This window comes from Stenotrophomonas sp. WHRI 8082 (assembly GCF_040223995.2).
In the GTDB taxonomy this organism is placed as follows: Bacteria; Pseudomonadota; Gammaproteobacteria; order Xanthomonadales; family Xanthomonadaceae; genus Stenotrophomonas.
This window is the reverse complement of record NZ_CP167826.1, coordinates 1,055,920-1,080,474: the sequence shown is the minus strand read 5'-3', so window position 1 is coordinate 1,080,474 and position 24,555 is coordinate 1,055,920. Positions and strand designations below refer to the sequence as shown.

The 24,555-nt window shown below is 65.4% G+C and carries 23 protein-coding genes and 1 tRNA gene; 17 read left to right on the top strand and 7 right to left on the bottom strand.

Annotated elements, in window-relative coordinates; genetic code table 11:
• Nucleotides 1–33: 33 nt before the first annotated feature.
• The 4 genes from ABRP17_RS04700 to ABRP17_RS04685 are packed head-to-tail and all read right to left on the bottom strand — an operon-like array spanning nucleotide 34 to nucleotide 4,397.
• Nucleotides 34–558, bottom strand: a complete 525-nt coding sequence (locus tag ABRP17_RS04700) for a Slp family lipoprotein (protein ID WP_188324847.1) — start codon at nucleotides 556–558, stop codon at nucleotides 34–36.
• Entirely contained in the window at nucleotides 555–2,498 is a 1,944-nt protein-coding gene (locus tag ABRP17_RS04695; protein ID WP_349984957.1) for a DUF3488 and transglutaminase-like domain-containing protein, read from the bottom strand. Before ABRP17_RS04695 ends, ABRP17_RS04700 begins: the two co-directional genes overlap by 4 nt.
• Nucleotides 2,491–3,447: a DUF58 domain-containing protein gene (locus ABRP17_RS04690; protein ID WP_249405695.1), complete on the bottom strand. Its 957-nt coding sequence runs from the start codon at nucleotides 3,445–3,447 to the stop codon at nucleotides 2,491–2,493. The genes ABRP17_RS04695 and ABRP17_RS04690 overlap by 8 nt, the downstream gene beginning before the upstream one ends.
• Complete coding sequence (locus tag ABRP17_RS04685) at nucleotides 3,444–4,397, bottom strand: AAA family ATPase (RefSeq protein WP_372486895.1); 954 nt, start codon at nucleotides 4,395–4,397, stop codon at nucleotides 3,444–3,446. Before ABRP17_RS04685 ends, ABRP17_RS04690 begins: the two co-directional genes overlap by 4 nt.
• A gap of 40 nt (nucleotides 4,398–4,437) precedes the next feature.
• Here ABRP17_RS04685 and ABRP17_RS04680 point away from each other — a divergent pair, with 40 nt between their 5' ends.
• Nucleotides 4,438–6,279: a glycosyltransferase family 39 protein gene (locus tag ABRP17_RS04680; protein ID WP_349984978.1), complete on the top strand. Its 1,842-nt coding sequence runs from the start codon at nucleotides 4,438–4,440 to the stop codon at nucleotides 6,277–6,279.
• A gap of 46 nt (nucleotides 6,280–6,325) precedes the next feature.
• Here ABRP17_RS04680 and ABRP17_RS04675 read toward each other — a convergent pair whose 3' ends face one another.
• Entirely contained in the window at nucleotides 6,326–6,898 is a 573-nt protein-coding gene (locus tag ABRP17_RS04675) for a Maf family nucleotide pyrophosphatase (RefSeq protein ID WP_349984956.1), read from the bottom strand.
• Between the two features lie 114 nt (nucleotides 6,899–7,012).
• Between ABRP17_RS04675 and ABRP17_RS04670 the strand changes: the two genes are divergently transcribed.
• The 15 genes from ABRP17_RS04670 (at nucleotide 7,013) to ABRP17_RS04600 (ending at nucleotide 19,920) form a co-directional block, all read left to right on the top strand.
• A complete protein-coding gene (locus ABRP17_RS04670; protein ID WP_188327348.1) occupies nucleotides 7,013–7,528 on the top strand; it encodes a DUF177 domain-containing protein in 516 nt (171 codons plus the stop codon).
• A gap of 135 nt (nucleotides 7,529–7,663) precedes the next feature.
• Entirely contained in the window at nucleotides 7,664–7,858 is a 195-nt protein-coding gene (rpmF, locus tag ABRP17_RS04665; protein ID WP_042613380.1) for a 50S ribosomal protein L32, read from the top strand.
• Nucleotides 7,859–7,948: 90 nt separating this feature from the next.
• A complete protein-coding gene (locus ABRP17_RS04660) occupies nucleotides 7,949–8,926 on the top strand; it encodes a beta-ketoacyl-ACP synthase III (protein WP_349984955.1) in 978 nt (325 codons plus the stop codon).
• 73 nt (nucleotides 8,927–8,999) lie between these two features.
• Nucleotides 9,000–9,782, top strand: a complete 783-nt coding sequence (locus ABRP17_RS04655; protein ID WP_349984954.1) for a serine/threonine protein phosphatase — start codon at nucleotides 9,000–9,002, stop codon at nucleotides 9,780–9,782.
• Nucleotides 9,783–10,053: 271 nt separating this feature from the next.
• Nucleotides 10,054–10,998, top strand: a complete 945-nt coding sequence (gene fabD / locus ABRP17_RS04650; RefSeq protein ID WP_188324841.1) for an ACP S-malonyltransferase — start codon at nucleotides 10,054–10,056, stop codon at nucleotides 10,996–10,998.
• 79 nt (nucleotides 10,999–11,077) lie between these two features.
• Complete coding sequence (gene fabG / locus ABRP17_RS04645) at nucleotides 11,078–11,821, top strand: 3-oxoacyl-ACP reductase FabG (protein WP_188324840.1); 744 nt, start codon at nucleotides 11,078–11,080, stop codon at nucleotides 11,819–11,821.
• A gap of 151 nt (nucleotides 11,822–11,972) precedes the next feature.
• Nucleotides 11,973–12,212: an acyl carrier protein gene (acpP, locus tag ABRP17_RS04640; RefSeq protein WP_188324839.1), complete on the top strand. Its 240-nt coding sequence runs from the start codon at nucleotides 11,973–11,975 to the stop codon at nucleotides 12,210–12,212.
• 151 nt (nucleotides 12,213–12,363) lie between these two features.
• Nucleotides 12,364–13,626: a beta-ketoacyl-ACP synthase II gene (gene fabF, locus ABRP17_RS04635; protein ID WP_188324838.1), complete on the top strand. Its 1,263-nt coding sequence runs from the start codon at nucleotides 12,364–12,366 to the stop codon at nucleotides 13,624–13,626.
• 327 nt (nucleotides 13,627–13,953) lie between these two features.
• On the top strand, nucleotides 13,954–15,318 hold the full coding sequence (locus ABRP17_RS04630) for an aminodeoxychorismate synthase component I (protein WP_349984953.1): 1,365 nt from the start codon (nucleotides 13,954–13,956) through the stop codon (nucleotides 15,316–15,318).
• A gap of 144 nt (nucleotides 15,319–15,462) precedes the next feature.
• Entirely contained in the window at nucleotides 15,463–16,524 is a 1,062-nt protein-coding gene (mltG, locus tag ABRP17_RS04625; RefSeq protein ID WP_349984952.1) for an endolytic transglycosylase MltG, read from the top strand.
• On the top strand, nucleotides 16,521–17,186 hold the full coding sequence (gene tmk, locus ABRP17_RS04620) for a dTMP kinase (RefSeq protein ID WP_349984951.1): 666 nt from the start codon (nucleotides 16,521–16,523) through the stop codon (nucleotides 17,184–17,186). The genes mltG and tmk overlap by 4 nt, the downstream gene beginning before the upstream one ends.
• The gene (locus ABRP17_RS04615) at nucleotides 17,183–18,154 is read left to right on the top strand and encodes a DNA polymerase III subunit delta' (protein WP_192080939.1); all 972 of its coding nucleotides are present in this window, start codon (nucleotides 17,183–17,185) and stop codon (nucleotides 18,152–18,154) included. Before tmk ends, ABRP17_RS04615 begins: the two co-directional genes overlap by 4 nt.
• Nucleotides 18,151–18,504: a PilZ domain-containing protein gene (locus tag ABRP17_RS04610; protein ID WP_188324833.1), complete on the top strand. Its 354-nt coding sequence runs from the start codon at nucleotides 18,151–18,153 to the stop codon at nucleotides 18,502–18,504. Before ABRP17_RS04615 ends, ABRP17_RS04610 begins: the two co-directional genes overlap by 4 nt.
• Nucleotides 18,505–18,570: 66 nt before the next feature.
• Nucleotides 18,571–18,645 (top strand) — tRNA-Val (locus tag ABRP17_RS04605).
• 633 nt (nucleotides 18,646–19,278) lie between these two features.
• Nucleotides 19,279–19,920, top strand: coding sequence for a BRCT domain-containing protein (locus ABRP17_RS04600; protein ID WP_188324832.1), 642 nt, complete (start codon nucleotides 19,279–19,281; stop codon nucleotides 19,918–19,920).
• 148 nt (nucleotides 19,921–20,068) lie between these two features.
• Here ABRP17_RS04600 and ABRP17_RS04595 read toward each other — a convergent pair whose 3' ends face one another.
• Nucleotides 20,069–20,374 carry a helix-turn-helix domain-containing protein gene (locus ABRP17_RS04595; protein ID WP_349984950.1) on the bottom strand — a complete coding sequence of 102 codons (306 nt, stop codon included), beginning with the start codon at nucleotides 20,372–20,374 and terminating at the stop codon, nucleotides 20,069–20,071.
• Between the two features lie 577 nt (nucleotides 20,375–20,951).
• Between ABRP17_RS04595 and ABRP17_RS04590 the strand changes: the two genes are divergently transcribed.
• Nucleotides 20,952–21,356, top strand: coding sequence for a hypothetical protein (locus tag ABRP17_RS04590; protein WP_188324830.1), 405 nt, complete (start codon nucleotides 20,952–20,954; stop codon nucleotides 21,354–21,356).
• Between the two features lie 266 nt (nucleotides 21,357–21,622).
• On the opposite strand, the gene ABRP17_RS04585 is transcribed toward ABRP17_RS04590, so the two are convergent.
• A complete protein-coding gene (locus tag ABRP17_RS04585; protein WP_349984949.1) occupies nucleotides 21,623–24,055 on the bottom strand; it encodes a membrane-bound PQQ-dependent dehydrogenase, glucose/quinate/shikimate family in 2,433 nt (810 codons plus the stop codon).
• Nucleotides 24,056–24,555: the final 500 nt, after the last annotated feature.

Genomic DNA, 24,555 nt, shown 5'->3' with positions numbered 1-24,555 from the left:
GGCTTTCTGGTCAGCAACGAAACGGCAGGTGGCTTACCACCAGCCGTAACGGCCATAGCCCCACGGGCCCCATGCCGGACCCGGACCCCACGGGCCATACGGGTAGGGCACCACGTCCACCTGACGCTGCACCGGCCACAGATAGATCACGTCGGCGGCGAGTTTGGGCAGGCGGTAGTCGTACTCTCCGATCTTGACGCTCTCGAAGCCGTCCACGCGGCCGATGAAGGTCACATCGCGGCCCTCTTCGAACACGGCCGGATCGTAGAAGCCGGCGCGACAGGCCACGAACCGGCCATCGCTGGCGTCGGTCGAGGTGGAGGTCGGGCGGCCACTGGCGGTCAGCGGGCGCGAGATGATCTGGAAGCAGGTCTGGCCCTGCACCGGCATCGTCTCGATGATGCGGCCACCCCAGCGCACCGGCGCACCGACCTGCTGGGTCGATACCGAGTCACGGGGCGTGACGGGGTTGAACTGGCCCTGCAGCGGCTTGGGCGCCGTTGCGCAGGCGGCCAGTACAAGCGAAGCCGCCAAGGGAAGCAGAAGTTTCAGGTTCATGGTGTGGCTCCGGAAGTCGGACGATGCCTGCGCAGGTCGACCAATAATGAGGCGTGGTCGACGTGAGTGCCAGCGTAGCGCGCGTCGACGAAACGCTGGCTGAGCGCCAGCAATGCAGGGTCGCTCCGTTGGGCGTGAACGCGGCGTGCCCAGTCCATGGCAGGCTCGGCCGATTCGCGTCCCAGACCGCGCCGCGCGTACCGCCGCCCAAGGCGATGCCACGCGCGCAGAAGGGGGTCGCGCTCGCGTTCGCCGCGTGCCAGCACCCACGCCATGGCACCGACGGCGAGCAACGCGATGACCACGAAGCCGATGATCAGTTGCCCCGGCTTCAGGTCCGGCATGCCGAAGGTGCGCAGTAGGTGCTGCTGGCGGTTGGCATCGAAGGACAGCACCAGGTCGTTCCAGCCACGCCGCAGCCAGTCCAGGGCTTGTCCGGTCTGCAACCACGCCCCCTGCACGCCGCCCGGATTGGCGCCCAGGCGATCGTCGAGGGTGTCGTAGATGCGCTCTGGTGCCACCGCAGCGGTGGGGTCCACGCGAACCCAGCCGCGCCCCGCCAGCCACACTTCGGCCCACGCGTGAGCGTCCATGCGGCGCACCACCCAGTAGTCGCCGATGGGATTGCGCACGCCGCCGGCAAAGCCGGTCACCACGCGTGCCGGCACCCCCGCATTGCGCATCAGCACCACGAAGGCAGAGCTGAAGTGTTCACAAAATCCCACCTTCTGGTCGAACAGGAATTCGTCCACGGCGTTGCGGCCCGGCAGCGGGGTTTCCAGCGAGTACGCAAACTCGGCGCGTATCCACTCCAGGCTGCGGCGTACCAGCGCGGCGTCATCGGTGCCGGCCTGCGCGCGCCATTGCCTTGCCAGCGCGGCGGTGCGCGGGTTGAAGTCGGCAGGCAACTGCAGGGCCAGTTCGCGCTGGATCGGTGACAGGTCGCCGGCAAATACCTGCGGGGGGGCGGACTGCAGCGTCCATCGGGTCAGTGCGCTCAGCGGGCGGTCGCTGACCAGGCTGTAGTCCGCTGTCAGCCGGCTGCCTTCGGGCGCTGCGCCGGGCAGATCCAGCGCGACCAGCTGCCGGCGGTCGGTGGGTTCGTAATCGATGGTGTAGTCCCAGCGCTGCGCACCGGGCTGTACCGCTGCCGGCGGGGCCTGTTCCAGGCCGCGATCGCGCTGCCAGCGGCGCCCGTCGAAACGGCTCAGCACGGGGCCGCGCCAGTAGCGCTGTTCGGCCGCCGGCACCGGCCCGCGGAACTGCGCGCGCAGGGCGGGGGTGTCGTCTGCCATCAGATCCAGCCATTGCCCGGGTTCCATGCTGTCGGACAGGCCGGGTCGGGCGACCGCGCGCTCGGGCAGACCCCACAACGGTTGCGACAGCCGCGGGAACAGCCAGAACGTGGCCATCGCCAGCGGCAGGCCGATCAGCAACAGGCGCATCACGCCGCGTAGCTGCGTGCGCAGGGCCGGTGGCGGTGCATGTCCTTCAGCCTGCGCCAAGCGCTGCAAGGCGAGCAGAGCGCAGGTGCCGGCCAGTACCGCCAGCATGGTGGTGATCGGTCCCTGGTCCAGCAGGAAGGCGGCGAACGGCGCGAACAAAGCAAAGCCGAGCAGGCTGCGGGCATCACGCAGCGTGCGCAGTTCGCTGGATTTGATCGCCAGCATGGCCGCCAGCAGGGCGCAGCCGGTATCGCGTCCAGGCCGCATGCCCATCTGCGCATAGATCAACGCCAGCATCGCCACCACCAGCAGCAATCGCACGGGCACCGGTAGCAGGCCACGACGCGATACCAGCGCGGTCAGCACGGCCGTGCCGGCAATGGCCGACGCCAACAGCGTGGGCAACTGCAGCAACAGCGGAAGCAGGGCCAGCGCAGTGCTGGCCAATGCCCAACCGCGTGCGTGGCGATCCAGCAAAGCGGCAGGTTCAGTCATGAGGCAGCAGCGCCAGCGCGCGCAGGCAGAGGTGATGATGGGGCGCGCCCTGGGCCGGCCCCAGCGGTGGCTGCCCCGGCAGCTTCAAGGTGTAGCGCCGCCCCTGGCGTTCGGCCAGGTCGACCCAGCGCGCCAGACGGGCCACGCGTTGTTCCGTGCCCAGTCCCTGCAGGTGGCGCCAGTCCAGTACGGCATCGATCCCTACCGGTTTTTCGTACTCGCGCACCAGCAGCGTGTCGCGGCGCGCGGAATGCTTCCAGGAAATGCTGCGGCGAGGATCCCCTGCGCGATACGGACGCAACTGATGCAGCTCTTCGCCGGCAGCGTCCATGCGGCTGTGCAGCGGGTCGCTGCCCTGTTCGGGTAGTCCCGGTCCCTGCGTTTCCGCTTGTGGATACACCAGCAATGGCTGGTCCGGCCAGAACCATGCCCATGCGCGTACCAGGCCGAGCGGCTGCGTGGTGGACAGGCGGATGCGCTCCAGGTCCAGCCAACCGCGCTGTTCCGTAGGCAGGTCGAGCGTGGCTTCCACGCGGCCGCTGGCCGGCAGCGTGACCCAGCTGCGGGCATCACCATGATCCAGTTGCAGGCCAGGGCGGTTGCGCTGTTCGCGCTGCGACAACGCCAGCCGCAGCCGCAGGGGCTGGCCGGCCGGCACCGGCTCGGCGGCCACCGCATCAAGGCTTACCCCGGAGAGCGCGAGGTGGGCGCTGATCGTGCTGGCCACTGCCGCGCCAGACAACAGCAGGGCCAGCAGCAATGCGGGATTGTTGTTGTAGTTCAGCGCCCCCAGCAGCATCGCCAACAGCAGTGCCGCGACGAACAGCCCGAACCGCGTGGGCAGCACGTAGATGCGCCGCCGATGCAGTCGCTGTGGCAGGGTTTCAGTTTGACGCGGCTGGGCAAGCGCCAGCAGACGCTGCCGACGCGAAGGCGCAGGCGCGTTCAATCCACCGGCACCGTCTGCAGGATGGCGCGTGCGAGCGCAGGACCGGCGGAGGATTCCGCCTCGCCCACCAGGCGATGGCCGGCGACCCCAATGAACAGCGTCTGCACGTCTTCGGGCACCACGTGCGCACGTCCCAGCAGCAAGGCATGGGCCTTGGCCGCTCGCAGCAGGGCCAGCCCGGCACGCGGCGACAGGCCCACGCGCACGCCGGCATGCTGGCGGCTGCGGGTCAGCAGGGCCTGCACGTAGTCCACCAGCGCATCGCTGACGTGTACCTGCAGCACGGCATCGCGCAACTGCCGTACCTGGTTGTCGTCCAGCTTCGGGGTGGCACGCGCGATCAACTCGCGGCGGTCCACGCCACGCAGCAGCTCGCGTTCGGCATCCACGTTCGGATAGCCCATCGCCAGCCGCAGCAGGAAACGGTCCAGCTGCGAATCCGGCAGCGGGAAGGTGCCCGAGAGGTCCACCGGGTTCTGCGTGGCGATAACGAAGAACGGGTCCGGCAGGGCATGGGTCTGCCCGTCCAGCGTCACCTGCTGCTCGGCCATCGCTTCCAGCAGGGCGCTCTGCGTACGGGGCGGGGCGCGGTTGATTTCATCGGCCAGCAGCACGTGGGTGAACACCGGCCCGGGATGGAAGGCGAACTCGCGGCTTCCGGGATCGAGGATCGACACGCCCAGCACATCGGCAGGCAGCAGGTCGGAAGTGAACTGCACGCGCTGGAAGCCGAGCCCCAGGCTGGATGCCAGCGCGTGGGCGAGGGTGGTCTTGCCCAGGCCGGGCAGGTCCTCGATCAGCAGGTGCCCGCCGGACAGCAGCGCCACGAAGGCCAGCCGCACCTCATGGGCCTTGCCCAGCACCAGCGAATTGACCTGCTCTTGCGCAGCATGCAGGGCCTGAAGCAGTTCATCGGTTAGCATGCGGGACACGCGGGGCGAAGATTCCATCGTCGTCTCTGGCTCGGTCTTCCTTCGATTCTATAGAGCAATGCAGGGCGAACAACGCGCACGCACGATATTTCTGTGGTTATGGACGCTGATCACGGCTGTGAAGCTGGTCGTGGCGGCGCGTCTGCCGTTGTTCGTGGACGAAGCGTTTTATTGGCAGGAAGGTCAGCATCTGGCCGCTGCGTATTCCGATCTGCCCGGGCTCACCGCATGGTTGGCGCGGGTAGGCGTGGAGATCGGTGGCCATCACGTGCTGGCGTTGCGGCTGCCGTTCCTGGCCATCGGCGCCTGGCTGCCGTGGGCGGTGTCGCGCATTGCCACGCGCTGGTTCGGCAATGTCGCCGGCTGGCAGGCAGGCAGCCTCACGCTGCTGATGCCGCTGTCGGCCACCTTGGGCATGCTGGCGGTGCCGGACGTGCCCATGGCGATGGCGGCGGTGTTGTGCCTGGGTGCCGGTGCGCGCCTGCTGCGCCAGGTTGACGCCGGCGCGGCGGTACGGCTGGCGCTCGGCCTGCTGATCGGTGCATTGAGTCATTACCGTTTCATCGGCGTGATCGCGGTGGGCTTCGTTGCGCTGTTGTTGATGCCGCAGGGCCGCCGCATGCTGCGCGATCCGCGCATCTGGGTGGCACTGGCGGTGGGCGTGCTCGCATGGCTGCCGTTGCTGGCGTGGAATGCAGACAACCACGAGGCCGGCCTGAAATTCCAGATGGTGGATCGCCATCCCTGGGATTTCCAGTGGTCGGGGCTGTGGTTCCTGTTGATCCAGCCCATGCTGGTCACCCCGTTGCTGTGCATCGCGATGTGGAAAGTGGCCGTGGCCGGCACCCGTGCAGGCGACGGCGCGCGCGCGCAGTGGCGCTATTTCGGCCTGGTGGGTGGGGTGTCCACGCTGGCGATCTTCGTGTTGGGCTTCTTCACCGACGTGGAGCGCATCAGCTTCCACTGGCCGCTGCCGGGGTACCTGGCGCTGCTGGTGGCCGTGCCGGTCGTACTCAACGGTTGGCCGCGCTGGCTGCGCCGTACCGCCTGGTGGACCGCAGGCGTCGGTCTGGCATTGGCCTTCAGTTACTACCTGATGGTGTCCTCACCGGCGCTGCGCGAGCAGCTTGCCGGCTACAAGTATTACCCGCGCAACTTCGCCGGCTGGGAGCCGCTGGCCGCGGCAGTGCGCGATGAACTGAAACAGATGCCGCCGGAAACCAAGGTGCTGGCCGGTAACTTCAAGGTCGGCGCGGAGCTGGGTTTCCAGCTGGGCAATGCGGAGATCGAGGTGCTGCCGCACCCGTTGAACGACAAGCACGGCCGGAGTGTGCAGCTGGGGCTGTGGGGGCTGTTGCATGAGGGTCAGCGCGATGGACCGCGCTTGCTGGTGCTGTCGCCCAGCGACCAGCGTTACCGCGAGCTGTTGGACCGCTACCACGCCATCTGCACGCAGGTCGGCCCCTTGCCGCCGCCTCGCGTGGTCAGCAACGATCACGGTTTCCAGCGTTTCCTGCTGTTCCGCTTGCCGCCGCAGCGCGACGAGCGGCCGTGCGTGACCCCGGCGATGGCGTGGTTCGATACGCCGTCCTCGGGCGACCGCGTGGATGCACAGATGCCGGTGAAGGGATGGGCATTCAAGGACGGGGTGGGGCTGTCGCGCGTGGAAGTGCTGGTGGATGGCCGCTACGTCACGGACGCGGTGTACGGGCGCACGTTCGATATCCGCCCGGCCTGGCCGCAGTCGACCGATCCGCAGCATCCGCAGGTGGGCTTCGACGCGCGCATCGACACCACCACCCTGGCACCCGGCCGGCACTGGCTGGGCCTGCGGCTGCACGGTCACGACGGCAGCGTGGAAACATGGCAGGAACAGCCGTTCGTGGTGCCTGCGCGGTAGGGCGATAGCTGCCGGGATTCCGGTTGGTGAGGCCGGGCCTGGGCGCTCAGGGAACGGCGAAGCCGGCCTGCCGCAGCAGCCCGCACAGTGCGATCAGCGGCAGCCCGACCAACGCGGTGGGATCGCGGTTGTCGATTGCGTCGAACAGGGCAATCCCCAGGCCCTCGCATTTGAAGCTGCCGGCGCAGTCGAGTGGCTGTTCGGCGTCCACGTAGCGCGCGATCTCCGCCGCCTGCAGATCGCGGAAGCGCACGCTGGTGGTGTCCACTGCGTGCAATTGCTCCGTATCACGCATCAGGCAGATCGCGGTGTGGAAGTGCACCATCTTGCCGGACATGGCCGCCAACTGCGCCTGCGCGGCCGGCACACTGCCGGGCTTGCCCAATGGATGGCCGTCCAGATCGGCGACCTGGTCCGATCCGATCACCCAGGCGCCCGGGTACCGCTTGGCGACCTCCGCTGCCTTGGCTGCCGCCAGCCGCACCGCCAGCGCACGCGGTGGCTCGCCAGCCAGCGGCGATTCATCCACGTCGGGCCGTACGCAGTCGAAGGGCAGGGCCAGCCGTTGCAGCAGCGCGCGGCGGTAGGGGGACGTAGAGGCCAGCAGCAGGGTGCTCATGCGGCATGATGACAGTCTGGGCGGGCCAGTCTGGCCCCTGCGCGGCCCCTGCGACAACCCTGAAGTCATCGGCATTTGACAGGGGCGGCGGCGATCCTTAACATTCAGCGGCTTATGTCCGCGAACGTGCCCGAAACGCTGGATGCTTGGCGGATGGTCGCAGCGCGAAGGCGCTTCGACGGCCAAGTCGATCTGGCTCAATTCACCCGCCTGCAAGGCCTCGTTGCCGATGCGGAAGGTCAGTGCACGTTTGCGCTGGAATTCTCGCACGACGACATCCTGCGGGTATCCTATGTGGAATTGACCATCGATACCGAGCTGCCGCTGATCTGTCAGCGCAGCCTGCAGCGTTTCCTGCTGCCGGTGAAGCTGGTGCAGAAGATCGGCCTGATCCGCGAGGAAGACGAGGAATCGTCGCTTCCGGAAGACTTCGAGGCTTTGCTGGTGCCGGTAGATGGCCAGTTGGCACCGTTGGAGCTGGTCGAGGATGAGTTGGTGTTGGCGGTTCCGGTCGTAGCCCTCTCGCCCGATGGCGAAGCAGTCGAGCGCGAATGGGCACCGACGAAGGAAGAAACGGACAAGGTCAACCCGTTCGCGGCGCTGGCCTCTCTGAAGAAAAAAGATCCGTGATGTCGAGTTCGCTCGACTGACGAATTTGCAGCCGGGTATCGTCGGCGGCTGCGGCGAAAGCGAAAAGTGTGCTGGACGCTGGCGTCCTGTGCGACGAAACGACGAAGAAAATCGAACCGAGTTTGGAGCAATCCCATGGCTGTGCAGAAATCCCGTGTTACCCCGTCCCGCCGCGGCATGCGCCGTGCGCATGACGCCCTGAGCGCAAAGCAGCTGTCGACCGACCCGACCACGGGTGAAGTGCATCTGCGTCACCACATCACTGCCGATGGTTTCTACCGCGGCAAGAAGGTCATCCAGACCAAGACTTCTTCCGTCGAAGAAGATTGATGTGAGTGAAGGCCGCTGCCGTCCAGGCAGCGGCCTTTGCCGTATCTTCCCGGGTTACCGTCTGCGGTTACCCGCGCAACAGGAATGTCGATGAGCAAGCGGATCTACTCGAGGATCGCGGGCACCGGTAGCTATTTGCCGGAGAAAGTGCTGACCAACGCCGACCTGGAACGCATGGTCGAGACGTCGGACGAGTGGATCGTTTCGCGCACCGGCATCAAAGAGCGGCACATCGCCGCTGATGAAGAAACCACCAGTGACCTCGGCTACCACGCTGCGGTAAATGCACTGGAAGCGGCCGGCATCGATGCCAGCCAGCTGGACATGATCGTGGTCGGTACCACCACGCCCGATCTGATTTTCCCGTCCACTGCGTGCCTGATCCAGGCCAAGCTCGGTGCGAGCGGTTGCCCCGCTTTCGACGTCAATGCCGCCTGTTCCGGCTTTGTGTTCGCGTTGAGCGTGGCCGACAAATTCATTCGTTCCGGTGATGCACGCTACGTGCTGGTCATCGGTGCGGAAACCCTCACCCGTATCGTCGACTGGAAAGACCGCACGACCTGCGTGCTGTTCGGTGACGGTGCCGGTGCGGTGGTGCTGAAGGCCGATGAAGAGACCGGCATCCTCAGCACCCACCTGCATTCGGATGGCAGCAAGAAAGAACTGCTGTGGAATCCGGTCGGCATCTCGGTCGGGTTCGGCAAGGGCGAAGAAGCCCGCGGCGCGATCCTGATGAAGGGCAACGACGTCTTCAAGTACGCAGTGAAAGCACTGGACTCGGTCGTCGATGAAACCCTGGCAGCCAATGCGCTGACCAAGGACGACCTGGACTGGCTGATCCCGCATCAGGCCAACCTGCGCATCATCGAAGCGACCGCCAAGCGCCTGGACCTGTCGATGGACCAGGTAGTGGTGACGGTCGACCAGCACGGCAACACCTCATCGGCTTCGGTGCCGATGGCGCTGGATCACGCGGTGCGTTCGGGCCGTGTGGAGCGTGGTCAACTGCTGCTGTTGGAAGCCTTCGGTGGCGGCTTCACGTGGGGTTCGGCGCTGCTGCGTTATTGATAACCCTCTGTTACGACATCGTTATATCGTCGTTGCGGCCCTTCGGGGCCGTAGTGCGTTATGGAGAAACCCCATGGTCGAACCCATCACCCTCGAAGGCCAGCGCGCTTGGCTGAAACAGTACGGGGAAGGCAGTCGCGCCGTTGCGCTGGGCCTGCTCAATTTCATCGCCAATCGCTTCCATCTGGATGCACTGCGCCCGCCGCCGCACCGCGGGGGTGATGCCGCTGCGCGTACCGAGGCGCGTCGGTTGGGTGAGTTGCAGGCGCAAGGGGTGAACGTACCCGCTGTGCTGGGCACCGGCCACGCCGCGCTGGTGCTGGGCGATAACGGCAGCTCGTTCAATACCTGTCTGCGAGAAGCCAATGACGCCGGTCGTGATCGGCTGGTGGCTGCTGCGATGCAGGCCATGGCGGACGCGCATGCGCAGGGTGCCTACTTCGGTCAGCCGCTGCCGCGCAATCTCACGTGGGATGGCGAGCGTGTCGGCTTCATTGATTTCGAAGAAGATCCGCTGGAAGTGATGGACCTGGCGCAGGCGCAGGCCCGTGACTGGCTGATGTTCGGCTACGGCGTGGCCAAGTATTACGCTGACCGGCCGCAGCAGTTGCAGGCGTTGATGGCCGCAGCGATGGACGGCGCGAACGAACCCGTGCGTGAGCATGCGCATGCGGTGACCGGCCGCCTGCAGCACGTCGCCAAGGCCAGCAAGAAGCTGGGTCGCTCGGCGCGTGCGCTGGCCAACGCCATCCTGATCGTGCACGGGGCCACCACGCTGGGCGTGCTGATGGTGCTGATGGTGTGCGTGGACTGGTTGGCCGACGGCCACCTGGACCTGCTTGAACTGCTGACCTGATCGACCGGGCTGGCGGCCTACGGCCGTCACTACCCCCCGCCGCACACATTCCGCCCAGCCGACCTCCCGGCAGAGCCGAGGGTAGAGCCGACTTCAGTCGGCTGCCTTACCTTCCGCGCGACTCACACATTCCGCCGAGCACGGCTCGGCGCTACCACCTGCGAGCTCCCGCCCGTGCCCCGGCGCGCCCCCTGCATACGCGCACGTACAGACGGCCGACGGCAATCGCCTTTATCATGGCCTGCTTCGATTAAACCAAGCGGATGACCGCGTGACCGATTCCACTCTTGCGTTCGTGTTCCCCGGCCAGGGCTCCCAGTCTGTGGGCATGCTGGCCGAGTTGGCTGAGCTGCACCCGCAGGTGCGTGAGGCGTTCAGCGAAGCATCCGATGGCGCCGGTGTCGACCTGTGGGCGCTGTCCCAGGGTGGCCCGGAGGAAATGCTCAACCGCACCGAGTACACCCAGCCGGCCCTGTTGGCGGGCAGCATCGGGGTGTGGCGCACATGGCAGGCCCTCGGCGGGGCACAGCCTGCCGTGCTGGCCGGCCACAGCTTGGGTGAGTACACCGCGCTGGTTGCCGCTGGGGCGCTGAGCCTGCACGACGGTGCCCATCTGGTACGCCTGCGTGGCCAACTGATGCAGGAAGCCGCGCCGGCCGGCGTGGGCGCCATGGCCGCCGTGCTCGGCGCCGAAGACGCCCTGGTGCTGGAGGTCTGCGCCGAAGCCGCAGGCAGCCAGGTGCTGGTGCCGGCCAACTACAATTCGCCCGGCCAGATCGTGATCGGGGGCGACGCCGCTGCAGTGGATCGCGCGCTGGCGCTGCTCGCTGAAAAGGGCGTGCGCAAGGCGGTCAAGCTGGCCGTCAGCGTGCCCTCGCATACCCCGTTGATGCGCGAAGCTGCCAACCGCCTGGCCGAAACCATGCGCGGCCTGGCCTGGCAGGCGCCGCGCTTGCCGGTGGTGCAGAACGTGGATGCCAAGGTGCATGACGGCGTGGAAGCCATCGCCCAAGCGCTGGTGCAGCAGTTGTACCAGCCGGTGCAGTGGACGGGCTGCGTGCAGGCGCTGGCTGCACGCGGTGTCACCCGCATCGCCGAATGTGGCCCGGGCAAGGTGCTGACCGGCCTGATCAAGCGTATCGACAAGACCATCGACGGCCGTTCGCTGGCTACCCCGGGCGACGTTGAAGCCGCCCGTGAGGCATGGTCGGCCTGACCCCTTCCCGTTACCCGCCGCGCCGTGCCGTTCTGGCAGGGCCGTGCGCGGGTTACCGAACTGTTTCGAGGACTCCATCATGAGCAAGCCCCTGCAGGGTGAAATCGCACTGGTCACCGGCGCAAGCCGCGGTATCGGTGCCGCCATCGCCGATCTGCTGGCCGCCCAGGGCGCCACGGTGATCGGCACGGCCACCACCGATTCCGGCGCTGCCGCCATCGGCGAGCGTCTGGCGGCACAGGGTGGCCATGGCCGCGCGCTGAACGTCACCGACGCCGCTGCGCTGGACGCCGTGCTGGCCGACATCGCCAAGGAATTCGGTGCGATCAGCATCCTGGTCAACAACGCCGGCATCACCCGCGACAACCTGCTGATGCGGATGAAGGAAGAGGACTGGGCGTCGATCATCGACACCAACCTGACCAGCGTGTTCCGCACCAGCAAGGCCGTCATGCGCGGCATGATGAAGGCACGCAAGGGCCGCATCATCAACATCGCCTCGGTGGTGGGTGTGACCGGCAATGCCGGCCAAGCCAACTACGCCGCGGCGAAGGCCGGCATCATCGGCTTCTCCAAGTCGCTGGCCAAGGAGATCGGCTCGCGCGGGGTGACCGTCAATGTCGTCGCGCCGGGCTTCATCGACACCGATATGACCAAGGCATTGCCGGACGAAGCGCGCGCTGCGCTGGTGGGCAACATCGCCCTGGAACGCCTGGGTTCGCCGGAGGATATCGCCCATGCGGTGGCCTTCCTGGCCAGCCCGGCGGCAAACTACATCACCGGAGAAACCCTCCATGTGAACGGCGGCATGTACATGCCGTAAGCACCGGGCGCACGGACCGCGCCGCAAGTGGTTGATCTGGATCGCATTTTGCAAGCATGCAAGGCGCTGCCGGTTTCCACTACACTATCCCACGGCCATCGCCACCGATGGCGTCTTTTTTGAACCACTACTCCATCTGGAGCGATACCCCATGAGCACCATCGAAGAACGCGTCAAGAAAATCGTCGTCGAACAGCTTGGCGTCAAGGAAGAAGAAGTCGTCACCACCGCATCGTTCGTCGATGACCTGGGTGCCGATTCGCTGGACACCGTTGAACTGGTGATGGCGCTGGAAGAAGAGTTCGAGTGCGAAATCCCGGACGAAGAAGCGGAGAAGATCACCACCGTCCAGGCGGCGATCGACTACGTCAAGGCACACATCAAGAACTGATGTACGGCCGCTGGTGCGCGGAGACGGCCTGCCCGTACCCGCGCACGGCACCCCATGGGGCCGCGCATGCGGCCCTGTGTGTTTGCATGGTTCCACAAACTGAGCACCACCCCGCGTCATACCCGCACCACCTTCGGGTCAGGAGAGAGCAATGAAGCGTCGCGTCGTCGTTACCGGCATGGGCATGGTTTCGCCACTGGGCAATGACCTGGCCAGCAGCTGGCAAGGTATCACCGAGGGCCGTTCGGGCATCGGCCCGCTGACCCACGTTGCAGACTCCTACCTGGACCGTTTCACCACCAAGATTGCAGGTGAGGTCAAGGATTTCGACATCACCGCCGACAACGAACTGTTCGGCAAGTACCGCGTGTCCGGCAAGGACGCGAAGAAGATGGATCCCTTCATCCACTACGGCCTCGGCGCATCGTTCATGGCGCTGGCCGATTCGGGTCTTGAGATCAACGAAGGCAATGCCGAGCGCATTGGCGCCATCGTCGGCGCCGGCATCGGCGGCCTGCTGGGCATTGAAGAACAGACCATCGACTTCCACGAAGGCAAGAAGATCTCGCCCTTCTACGTGCCGAAGACGATCATCAACATGCTGCCGGGCCAGCTGAGCATCATTGCCGGCCTGAAGGGCCCGTCGTTCTCGGCGGTGTCGGCGTGCGCCACGTCGAACCATTCCATCGGCACCGCGATGCGCATGATCCAGTACGGCGATGCCGACGTGATGGTCGCCGGTGGCGCCGAGCGTGGCTCTTCGCCGACCGCACTGGGCGGCTTCTGCGCGATGAAGGCCATGTCCACCCGCAACGATGCCCCGACCGAAGCGTCGCGCCCGTGGGACAAGGACCGCGATGGCTTCGTGCTGGGCGATGGCGCCGGCATCCTGATCCTGGAAGAGTACGAGCACGCCAAGGCACGCGGCGCGAAGATCTACTGCGAACTGGCCGGCTTCGGTGCCAGCTCTGATGCGTACCACATGACCGCCCCGGCAGAGAGCGGCGAAGGCGCCGCGCGCTGCATGGTCGCGGCCATGAAGGACGCGGGCGTCAACCCGGATCAGATCGGTTACCTCAACGCGCACGGCACCTCCACGCCGCTGGGCGACCTGGGCGAGACCATGGCGATGAAGACCGCTTTCGGCGACCACGCCTACAAGATGCTGGTCAGCTCCACCAAGTCGATGACCGGCCACCTGCTCGGCGCGGCCGGCGGCGTGGAAGCCATCTTCTCCGTGCTGGCCCTGCAGGACGGCGTGATCCCGCCGACCATCAACCTGCACCAGCCGGGCGAAGGCTGCGACCTGGACTACGTGCCCAACGAAGCGCGCCAGGCCAAGGTCGACGTGGTGATGTCGAATGGCTTCGGCTTCGGCGGCACCAACGGCACCCTGGTGTTCAAGCGCGCCTGAGCGCGACCACCAGGCTCCGGTAGAGCCGACTTCAGTCGGCTGTCCTAGCCCGCAGGGCGGCCGCCACCGCCCGGCCCTGGTAGAGCCGACTTCAGTCGGCTGCCGTAGCCTTCGGTGTGACAGCTGCCGCTTCGCTCGCCGAGCATGGCTCGGCGCTACCCTCCAGGCTCAGGCTTCCGCAGCATGCCCGATCCGACTCCAAGCTCAGGCTTCCGCAGCATGCCCGATTCGACTCCAGGCTCAGGCTTCCGCAGCATGCCCGATTCGACTCCAGGCTCAGGCTTCCGCACCATGCCCGATCCGACCCCACGCTCAGGCTTCCGCGCCATGCCCGATCCGATCCTGATCCAGTCCCTGAGCACCCCCGTCGATCTGCTCGCCCTGCAGCAGGCCGACCCGGCGCGGTTCCCGTTGCTCATGGAATCCACGGCATCGGGCACCGCCCAGGGCCGCTGGGACCTGCTGCTGGTCGCCGGCGAGGAATACCTGCGTCTGGACGCCGACGGCGTCACCCGCGACCACCACGGCCGCGCGCACGACGGCAGCTTCCTCGACGCCCTGGACGGCGCGTGGCACGCCGAGCGTCTCCCGTCATCCACCGACCGCAGCCTGCCGTTCCGCGGTGGCTGGGCGCTGCTGCTGGACTACGAAGTGGCCAGCCAGATTGAAACCGTGCTGCCGCCGATGGCCCGTATCGACGGCCAGCCCGCCGCGCTGGCCCTGCGCTGCCGCGCCGCGGTGCTGCACGACCACCAGCAAGGGCGAAGCCACCTGATCGCCGAAGCCGGCCAGGAAGCGGTGCTGGAGGCCCTGCGCGCGCAGCTGACGCAGCCGCAAGCCGAAGCAGGGGAGGGCTGGCAACCGCCCGTCAGCGTCGAAGAAGACGCGCCCATCCGTTTCACCGACGGCGTGCGGCGGATCATCGACTACCTGCGTGCCGGCGACGTGTTCCAGGTAAACCTGTCGCGGCGCTGGTGCGCACGCTTCGCCGAGCCGGTGAGCCCGCAGGCGCTGTACGCCCAATTGCGCCGCGCCAACCCCGCGCCGTTCGCCGGCCTGTTCACCGGCCACGGCCGCCACGTGGTCAGCTCATCGCCCGAACGGCTGGTATCGGTGCACGGTGGCCATGCCCAGACCCGCCCGATCGCCGGCACCCGTCCGCGCTTTGATGGCGACGACGATGCCGCCCGCATCCAGGAGCTCGTCGGCCACCCCAAAGAGCGCGCCGAACACGTGATGCTGATCGACCTGGAGCGCAATGACCTGGGCCGCATCTGCACCCCCGGCAGCGTGGTGGTGGACGAACTGATGACCGTGGAAAGCTATGCCCACGTGCACCACATCGTCAGCAACGTCAGCGGCCAGCTGCGTGCGGAGGTAACGCCCGGCCAGGTGATCGCCGCTACGTTCCCCGGCGGTACTATCACCGGCTGCCCCAAGGTGCGATGCATGCAGATCATCAGCGAACTGGAGCAGGTGCCACGCGGTGCCTACACCGGCGCCTTCGGCTGGCTGAACCGCGACGGCGACCTGGACCTGAACATCCTGATCCGTACCGCCGAAGTGGACGGCCACGAGGTCAGCTTCCGCACCGGCGCCGGCATCGTCGTCGATTCGGAGCCCGACAAAGAACTCGACGAAACCCGGGCCAAGGCCCGCGGCCTGATGCGCGCCCTCGGCCAGACCGGCTGACCGCACCCGGTAAAGACGGCCGCTTGACCCGGTAGTGACGGCCGCTGGCCGTCAGCCGTTGCCCCGGCGTCGCTCACGCCGCGCACGGCTCGGCCTGCACGTTCGCGGTATCCTGCTCTCCTGATTCAAATCCCGAGGTAATCCATGGCGGCAGCCAAGCGCGGGTGTCTGTTTGTCGTAGGTACGCTGATCATCCTGGGCGCCATCGCGGTCGGTGCCGGGGCCTGGTTCTACTACGAACAACGCCAATTCGCCGATACCCCGCTGACCCCCAGCGAGGAGAGCATGGTCATCGCCAGCGGCGATGGCTTCAACACCGTGCTCGGCAAGCTGCGCACCGCCGGCGTGGACGAAGGCCAGGACGCGCAGTGGCAACTGCTCGCGCGCCAGCTCGATGCTGCCGGCAAGCTGAAAGTGGGCGAGTACGCGCTTGACGCGTCGCTGACTCCGCGCGAGCTGTTGCTGCGCATGCGCCAAGGACGCGTGCTGCAGCACCGCCTGACGATCATCGAAGGCTGGAACATCCGCCAGGTGCGCGCCGCACTCAAGCGCGCTACGCCGCTGGTGCACACCACCGATGATCTCGACGACAGCGCGCTGATGCAGCGCCTCGGCTTCGGCGGCGAGCACCCGGAAGGCCGTTTCCTGCCGGAAACCTACGTCTACCAGCGCGGCGACACGGATCTGGACGTGCTCAAGCGTGCGCATGCCGCCATGGAGAAGGCCCTCACCGAGGCCTGGGAAAATCGCGCCGCCGACCTGCCGATCAATTCGCCGTACGAACTGCTCACCCTGGCCTCGATCATCGAGAAAGAAACGGCCCTGGCCAGCGAGCGTCCGCAGATCGCGGGGGTGTTCGCCCGTCGCCTGGAAATGGGCATGCGCCTGCAGACCGACCCCACGGTGATCTACGGCATCGGCCCGGCCTACGACGGCAACATCCGCCGCGTGCACCTGACCACCGACACGCCGTACAACACCTATACCCGCACCGGCCTGACGCCGACCCCGATCGCCATGCCCAGCCGTGATGCGCTCAATGCGGCTGCGCAGCCAGCGCCAGGCAACACGCTGTACTTCGTCGCGGTGGGCGATGGCAGTGGCGCGCACATTTTTTCGGCCAGCTATGCAGAGCACAACGTGGCCGTAGCGCGTTACCTGCAGCAGTTGCGCCAGAACCGCAGCAAGGAGACCCCGGCGCAATGAGTTCCGCGCTACTGCGCCACCCGCGTTTCGTCAGCCTGGAAGGCGGCGAGGGCGCTGGCAAGACCACCGCCATCAATGCCATCTACGCCGCCCTGCGCGCGCGCGGACACGAGGTCGTGCTGACCCGCGAACCCGGCGGCACGCCTCTGGCCGAACGCATCCGCGCCATCGTGCTCAAGCCCGACGCCGACATCGCCGACGAACCGCTGAGTGCCGAGGCCGAGCTGCTGCTGGTGTTCGCTGCACGCGCCCAACACGTGCGCCAGATCATCCAGCCGGCCCTGCAGCGCGGCGCCTACGTGGTGACGGATCGTTTCACCGATTCCAGCTATGCCTACCAAGGCGGTGGCCGCGGGCTGGAGGCCGACTGGATCGCCGATCTGGAGCGCCGCGTGGTCGGCCTGCTGCCCGGGCTGACGCTGCTGCTCGACGTGGATGTGGATGTCGGACGCGCACGCGCCAACAGCCGTGACATGTGGCCGGACCGCATCGAAAACGAGCAGGACGATTTCTTCCAGCGCGTACGTGAAGTCTTTCGCGACCGCGCCCGCCACGATGCACAGCGCTTTGCGCTGATCGATGCCAGCCAGCCGCAGGACCGCGTCGCTGCCGATGTGGTGGCGCGCGTTGAGCAGTGGCTCCAGGAACAGGAGCGCGCATGAGCACGACACCACTCCACGGATTCTCACCGTGGCAGCAGCGCGCCTACGACCAGATGATTGCGGCACTGGATGCCGGGCGTCTGGGCCATGGCTTGCTGATCTGCGGACCGGCCGGGCTGGGGCAGCGTGCCGTGGCCGATGCGTTGGCGCTGCACGTGCTGAGCCAGGGCGGCGGCCCGCAGGCCGAGCGTACCCGGCAGCTGATTGCCGCCGGCACCCACCCGGACCTGCAGATCATCAGCTTCATTCCCAACAAAAGCGGCGACAAGCTGCGCACCGAGATCGTCATCGAACAGGTGCGCGAGATCGGCCAGAAGCTCTCGTTGACCCCGCAATATGGCGTCGCGCAGGTGGTCATCGTGGATCCCGCCGATGCGATCAACCGCGCGGCCTGCAATGCGCTGCTGAAGACCCTGGAAGAACCGCAGCCCGGCCGCTACCTGTGGCTGGTGAGCAGCGATCCGGCACGGCTGCCACAGACCGTGCGCAGTCGCTGCCAGCGGCTGGAGTTCAAGCTTCCGCCGCGCGAAGAAGCGCTGGCCTGGCTGCAACAGCAGGGGCACCGTGAAATCGATGCCCTAGAAGCGCTGGACGCCGCGCGCGGCCACCCCGGGCTGGCCGATTCCTGGCTGCGCGAAGAGGGGCTGGAGCTGCGCCGCGAAGTCACCAAGGACCTGGAGCAGCTGGCCGCCGGCCGCACCGGAGCCGTAGCGCTGGCGCAGAAATGGACCGGCGATGACGATGCCGCGTTGCGTCTGCGCTTTGCGGCGGACCTCGCGTTGGCCCAGGCCAGCAGCGATGGCTTGACCGCGCCGGAGCGATTGCACAAGCTGGCAGCCTGGTTCGACGCTGCCAACCGGACCCGCGACCTGCTGCGCACCACCGTGCGCGCGGACTTGGCCGTGGTGGAACTGTTGCTGGCCTGGAACAAGGTCAACGAACGGCAGCACCCAAGGGGTAATCGATGAGTGCCACCAACGCCCGACAGGGCATCCTGTCCCTTGCCGTCAAGGACAAGGCCGCGCTGTACAGCGCCTACATGCCATTCGTGAAGAATGGCGGCGTGTTCGTGCCTACGCCCAAGCGCTACTTCCTGGGTGATGAAGTGTTCCTGCTGCTGACCCTGCCCGATTCCAGCGAGCGCCTGCCGGTGGCTGGCAAGGTGATCTGGGTGACCCCGGCCGGAGCGCAGGGCAATCGCACGGCGGGCATCGGCGTGCAGCTGGCCGACGGCCAGGAAGGGGAGAGCGTGCGGCACAAGATCGAGACGCTGCTGGCGGGTCTGACCACGTCGGAAAAGCCGACGCACACGATGTGAAATCGGCGATGTGAAAAGTGTTGACGCTCTCGGAAAAGTTCCTATAATGAGCGGCTCAGCAGCATCGGGCGGTTAGCTCAGCGGTAGAGCATTGCCTTCACACGGCAAGGGTCACAAGTTCGAACCTTGTACCGCCCACCATGATTCAGTCGAAAAAGCCTCCGGAAACGGGGGCTTTTTTGTGTCTGTGGGGCTGGGGTCTGCAGATCACCCGGCACGGCATCCCAAGAGTTAGTTGTTTCGCAGAAAGGTCGGCTGAAGCGCCTGTCGTATTGAGCCCGTTAACCGATCCACGGACTGGCAGCACGTCTAATCACCGGAGATGCGTAACTTGGCTATCGATAAGGGCCTGTGCCTTGATCGACGCTGGCTTCTCTACATCCAGGCGCCTCAGCCAGGCGCTGTGACCGCTAACGAATGATATTGACCGTCGAACTTGTCTTCCGGTTAATCAGACTGACATTCTCGCCGGCCGCACTGCAGACGAGACAGGGTGACATGATTTGAGGATGCCCGCAGACTCTCCTGTGGCCGTGCATCTCAGCTCCTATGTCGGCAGGATGTCCCGCTAAAAAGCAAATTTCGCGTCATGGCACGCAGGCGCCGTCTCCAGTCGGGGCCGTCACGTTCGCCACCGATCTCACGCTGCTTGCTGGAACATCCGTGCCGGAATAAGATCAAATCGTCAAGGATTGGCGTCAGTACTATCCCTGACTGGGTGCTTGAAGGCCTGTCTCAAACAACTCGTCGCTCAAGGTAAACAGGGAGTCAGGGATGAATAATAGTTTGCATGATGCCGGTAAGGCGCCTGCCGCCAGGATCACCTCTTCGCGGCGTTTGGATCGAACCACTGACGAGATGGTAGGCATCTGTAGGGGCCTGCTTGCCGACGGACACGTGTCCCAGCAAGAGGCCGAATTTCTAAAAGGATGGATAGAACGGAACTCCGAGTTCATCGGTGAATATCCGTTTGATCGTCTTTACAGCCTGCTCGCTGACATTCTCAGCGATGGCTTCATAGACCTCGACGAGTCTGGCGACCTGCATGACACGCTTATCCGCTTCGTCGGCGGAGAAGTGTCGGACCCTGAGAACGGCGCTGCATCGGTTTCCACCTCACTCCCACTCTGTATTCCAGAGCCCACCATTTTCTATCCGGAGAAGACCTTCTTGGTGACGGGTACGTTCTCCTACGGGACGCGCCGAGAGGTGCATTCGGTAATTGAGGCGCAGGGAGGACGTGTCGCGAGTAATGTCTCACGAAAGATGAACTATCTGATTATTGGTGACTTGGGGTCCAGGGACTGGATCAACAGCAATGCTGGTCGCAAAATTCAAGCGACCATCGACCTTCGTAGTCAGGGGCTTCCCATATCGATTGTCGCCGAACGTCATTGGTCAGCAGGTCTGAGTTGATAAGCTGAAGCGCCCGCCGCAGGCGACAAGCCAAGCCCCCGCGAAAGTACCAGTGACCACTGCTGTGAGAATGCTGCAAGACTGAAGGCGATCTCATTGTAGTTATTAACGGATAGGCTCGGGCTGATTGTCTAGCGGCGCTGCGCAATCAAGTATCGATCCCATGCGTGCGACTTTTACACGGTTGCCGTCTTCGAAGCTTCGTCCAGGTCTTGCTCTCCACGGACGCCATTACCGCATCCGGCACGTCGATCACGACGTGCAGGCCGAGCTCAGTCAGCACGGTGAAGAGCTTCTCCCACTGAACGGTGCCGCCGCCACGTTCCACTTTGGCGAGGAAGTTCTCGCTGACGCCGATTCCTTCAGCGGCGTAATCCTGCCGCATGCCTTGCTGCTTGCGCGTGGCGCGCACCAAGGGCCCTAGATCCTCGGGTCGGTGCAGCCTTATCTTCATCGGGAATCCTTGCGATCGTGCGGATTTTCAGCTTCATCGACGCCGGCGGGTGATTTTCCCCACGATCGTAAGGATTTTCAGTCCAGCCCACGTGTGCCGGGTTGTTGGGTCTGCGGAAGCTTGCGTAGGTCGGGCCATGGATGTCGAGCCTCATCAGCCCCGTTGCGTGTCGCATGCTCCTCGTGCCAATGAACACGCCCTCTCAGCGCCTCTGCGAGTAAAGGTCGAGTGCAGGGGAAACGCGTCGATTCGACCTGATGCGATGGGCACGCATCCGCAACACCCACTTCCCAACTTTCCTCATGGACGCAAGCACTTACCGCTGCGCACGATAGCCACGCTGTCGCCACGGGGTGGCAGCCGGGATTGCCATCCTGTCAGAAGAAATCAGTGAAGCTCTGTTATGCCCTCGGGGCACGGCGGAGAATGCACTGCGCTGCCCTCCGGTTACATGGCGGGCGGTGTGGGGGATCCCTGATCCGCCGGTTTCTCGATTTCTTCTCCGGTATGGCAACCCGCATCGTCCGCCACCTTGCGCCCTCGCGCGGGTGGCCTCAACGCATCCGAGGTCGTACCGATGACAGCCGAACAGCCCTTGGGCAGCGCGCGCGTGGCGGCGCTGCTGGGCGAGCAGATCCACGACGTGCCGTCCTGTTTCATTGCAAAGCTGGAGCGTCGGCTGCAGGAGTTCGAGCGGCTGACGCCCGTGGTAGGTCATCTCAGCAGTCGAATGGTCGTGCCCGCTGCGCGGGCCGCCGTAACCCCGTGCTTCGAGGACCTGGAGCGGCACGGCAAGGTCGCCGTTCCCCTGCGCGTGATGCAGGCACTGGATGCAGCGCTGGAGATTCTCCATGCCGAACAGATAGCGCGGCGCGATGGCGATGACGGCACACTGTTGGGTGATCATCTGCTGGAGGGGTTGCTGATCGCCGGACGCGAGTTGATCAAGGCATCGGCAGGCACGCAGTTGTCCCTGCGATGACGGGTTCCTCACCGTCCAGTTCGAAAGCGGGCGCACGCGTGGCCTGATCCAGAGCGCGTCACCGACGCGCCGTAGATGCTGGTTGCGATGCCTTGGTGGCATGGAATCTGAGGGGTGTCGCTGGCTCGCGGGAAGCGGGACGGCCAGCGGCCGTCACTACCGAAAGCTGGGATGGCCAGCGGCCGTCATTACCGCAAGTTGAGGCGTAGCCGGAAGCCAAAACGCAGACGGGGCCGCATCCGTTGGGATGCGACCCCGTTACCTGCTTACTTGGGCAGCGCGTACGCCACCACGTAATTGCCGCGCGGGGTATGCATGAAGTGGTGTCCCGTTGCGGTGATCACCAGGTACTCCCGGCCGCCTTCTTCGTAGATCATCGGCATGGCTTGGCCGCCGGCGGGCAGCGGGGCCGACCACACGGTCTTGCCGGTGGTGATGTCGATGGCGCGGATCAGGTCATCGGTGGCTGCGGCGATGAACACCAAGCCGGATTTGGTCACCACCGAGCCACCGTTGTTCGGTGTACCGATGACGATCGGCAGGCCAGTCGGCAGACCGAACGGTCCGTTCTTGCGGGCGGTGCCCAACGGGCGGTCCCACACGGTGCGGCCGTCGCGGACGTCGATCGCGCGGATGCCGCCGTACGGGGGTTCCTTGCACAGCATGCCGGTGAACTTCATCTGCCAGCCAGCGTTGACGTCCACCGCAACCGGCAGCCCTTCCTGGGGATCGCCGTCGCCTTCGCCGTGTGCCTTGTAGCCCGGATCATTGATGATCTGCGGCGCCTTCCAGCCCTTCTTGTCAGCCTCTGCACGCGTCACCAGACGGGTGTAGTTCGGCATGTCGTTGTAGTTGGCGATGATCAGGCCACGGGCCGGATCCAGCGCGACGCCACCCCAATCCGATCCACCGTTGTAGCCGGGATAATTGATGATCGGCTTGTCCACGCTGGGCGGGGTGTACTGACCGCGATAATCCGCCTGGTGGTACTGGATACGGCACGCCAGCTGATCCAGCGGCGTCAGGCCCCAGGTTTTCTCCGGCGTCATGTCACCCTTGGCCAGGCTGTTGAACAGTGAGAACGGCTGCGTTTTCGAGCGCGCAGCCGGCTCGAACCCACCCTGCGGGACAGCGCGTTCTTCCACCGGGAACAGCGGCTTGCCGGTCTCGCGGTTGAGCACGTACACGTCACCGCTCTTGGTCGGGAAGATCACGGCCGGCACGCGCGTGCCATCGGCCTGCGGATAATCGAACAACGTAGGCGGTGAGCCCGGATCGTTGTCCCACACATCGTCGTGCGTGTTCTGGAAGGTCCAGCGCGGCTGGCCGGTTTCCACGTCCAGCGCAGTCAGCGACGGCGAATACTTCAGCTCTTCGGGTGTGCGCTCGGAGGAATAGTAATCACCCGACGCATTGGCCACCGGCAGGTAGACCAGGCCCAGCTTGTTGTCGCCGGTGAACGAGCTCCACACATCCGGCGAACCGCGCTTGTAGACGTCCGTGCCGGTACGCGGTGCCGTATCCATCGGCGTTGCAGCGTCCCACGCCCACTTCGGCTTACCGGTGCGCACGTCGTACGCCTTGGTTACGCCGGACGGGCCGTACGCGCGCTGGCCGTCGATGGTGGTGTGGCCAACGATCAACGTATCGCGCACCACGACGGGAGCGGAGGTGATGGCCACGTAGCCTTGGTAGACCTCGCCCATGCCTTCGGTCAGTTTCACTTCGCCATTGTTGCCGAAGGATGCGCAACGCTTGCCGTCACGTGCATCCAGTTCGATGATCCGTGCGTCCAGTGTGCCCACGATGATGCGGGCCGCGCAGGCACCCCCGGTGGCGGCGACGTCGGTGTTGGGCGCGGCGGCGGGCTCTGCGAAATAAGCCAGCGAGCGGCAGGCCGGGGTATACGGCACGGCCTTGGAGGTTACGCCGGGGTCGAAGGTCCACTTGGTCTTGCCGGTGGCGGCGTCCAGTGCGGTCACCGTGTTGAGATAACCGCAGACGAACAGCGAATCGCCGATTTTCAGCGGCGTGTTCTGTACACCCCAGCGCGAATCCGTGGGTGTCTTGCCGACTTCCGCGGTCCAGGCAACGCTCAGATTCTTTACATTTTCCGGGGTGATCTGACTGGCCAGCGAATAACGCATGGTGGCCTGGTTGCCGCCGTAGCTGGGCCAATCGGAGGAGGGCAGTGCACTGTCGGTGCCTTCGCCGGTACCGGCTTCGAACACGTTGCCGGCGATGGCGGGCACGTTGTCTGCTTCGGTTACGCCATGCGGCACGAATGCCAGTCCAGTGGCGACCAGGAAACCCGCCACCAGCACGCCGGTCACTGCACCGGCCTTGCGGCGGCTGATGCGCGCATGCAGCGTGGGCAGCAGCAGTGAGAACGCAATGGCAAAGACCAGCACCAGCGCAAAGCGCGGCACCCACGCCCAGTAACGCGTACCGGCTTCCCAGATGGTCCACGCCAAGGTGATCAGGAACATGGTGCCAAACCACAGCGAGGCCGATGGTCGCCTGCGTGCCAAGGCGATCGCACTGGCCAGGCTGAGTACGCCGGCGATGGCGTAATACCAGTTGCCGCCCAGTGATATCAGCCAGATACCGCCGCCGATCATGTACAGGCCGAATGCGCCCAGTATCAGTGACAGTAGCCACCTGCCTGCGCGAGTGATGGGTTTTTCCGAGGAGTTCATTTTAATTCCGAGGGAGGTGGACGTCCCTGTGACCCATCCGGACCGTCTTGCGGTGCGTGGTGGAGGGAACCGATGGCCAGGTGACTGCGCGGTTGGCACAGAGGCATGGCGCCAGATGCCATGCCCTCTCCGCATGACCGTGCAAGGCTATGCCTGCCGGAGTGAAGAGGGCATGGAATTTGGACCCTGTTTCATGCGATTGTTTTGCAGCATCGGGCGGCTTGCGGGGACGCGGGTTGTTGGCGAAACAACAGGTCGTGTCGAAGCCGCTATGCGCCATTTCTTTTGAATAAGCGGAGCGACGACAATGGACAGAACCGACACAGGGAAATCGAACGCTTCGGATTACTACGCATTCCGAATCAAAAAGCGCGACGCTCGCTACATCGCGGCGATTGTGATTTTCTGGTTTATCTGGAGCGAGGCCGGGGAGTTGTCCGCCCTGTTTCAGCGACTTGGTGGGTCGGTAATCTAAGCCTCTCTTCGGACCCCTATTCAGC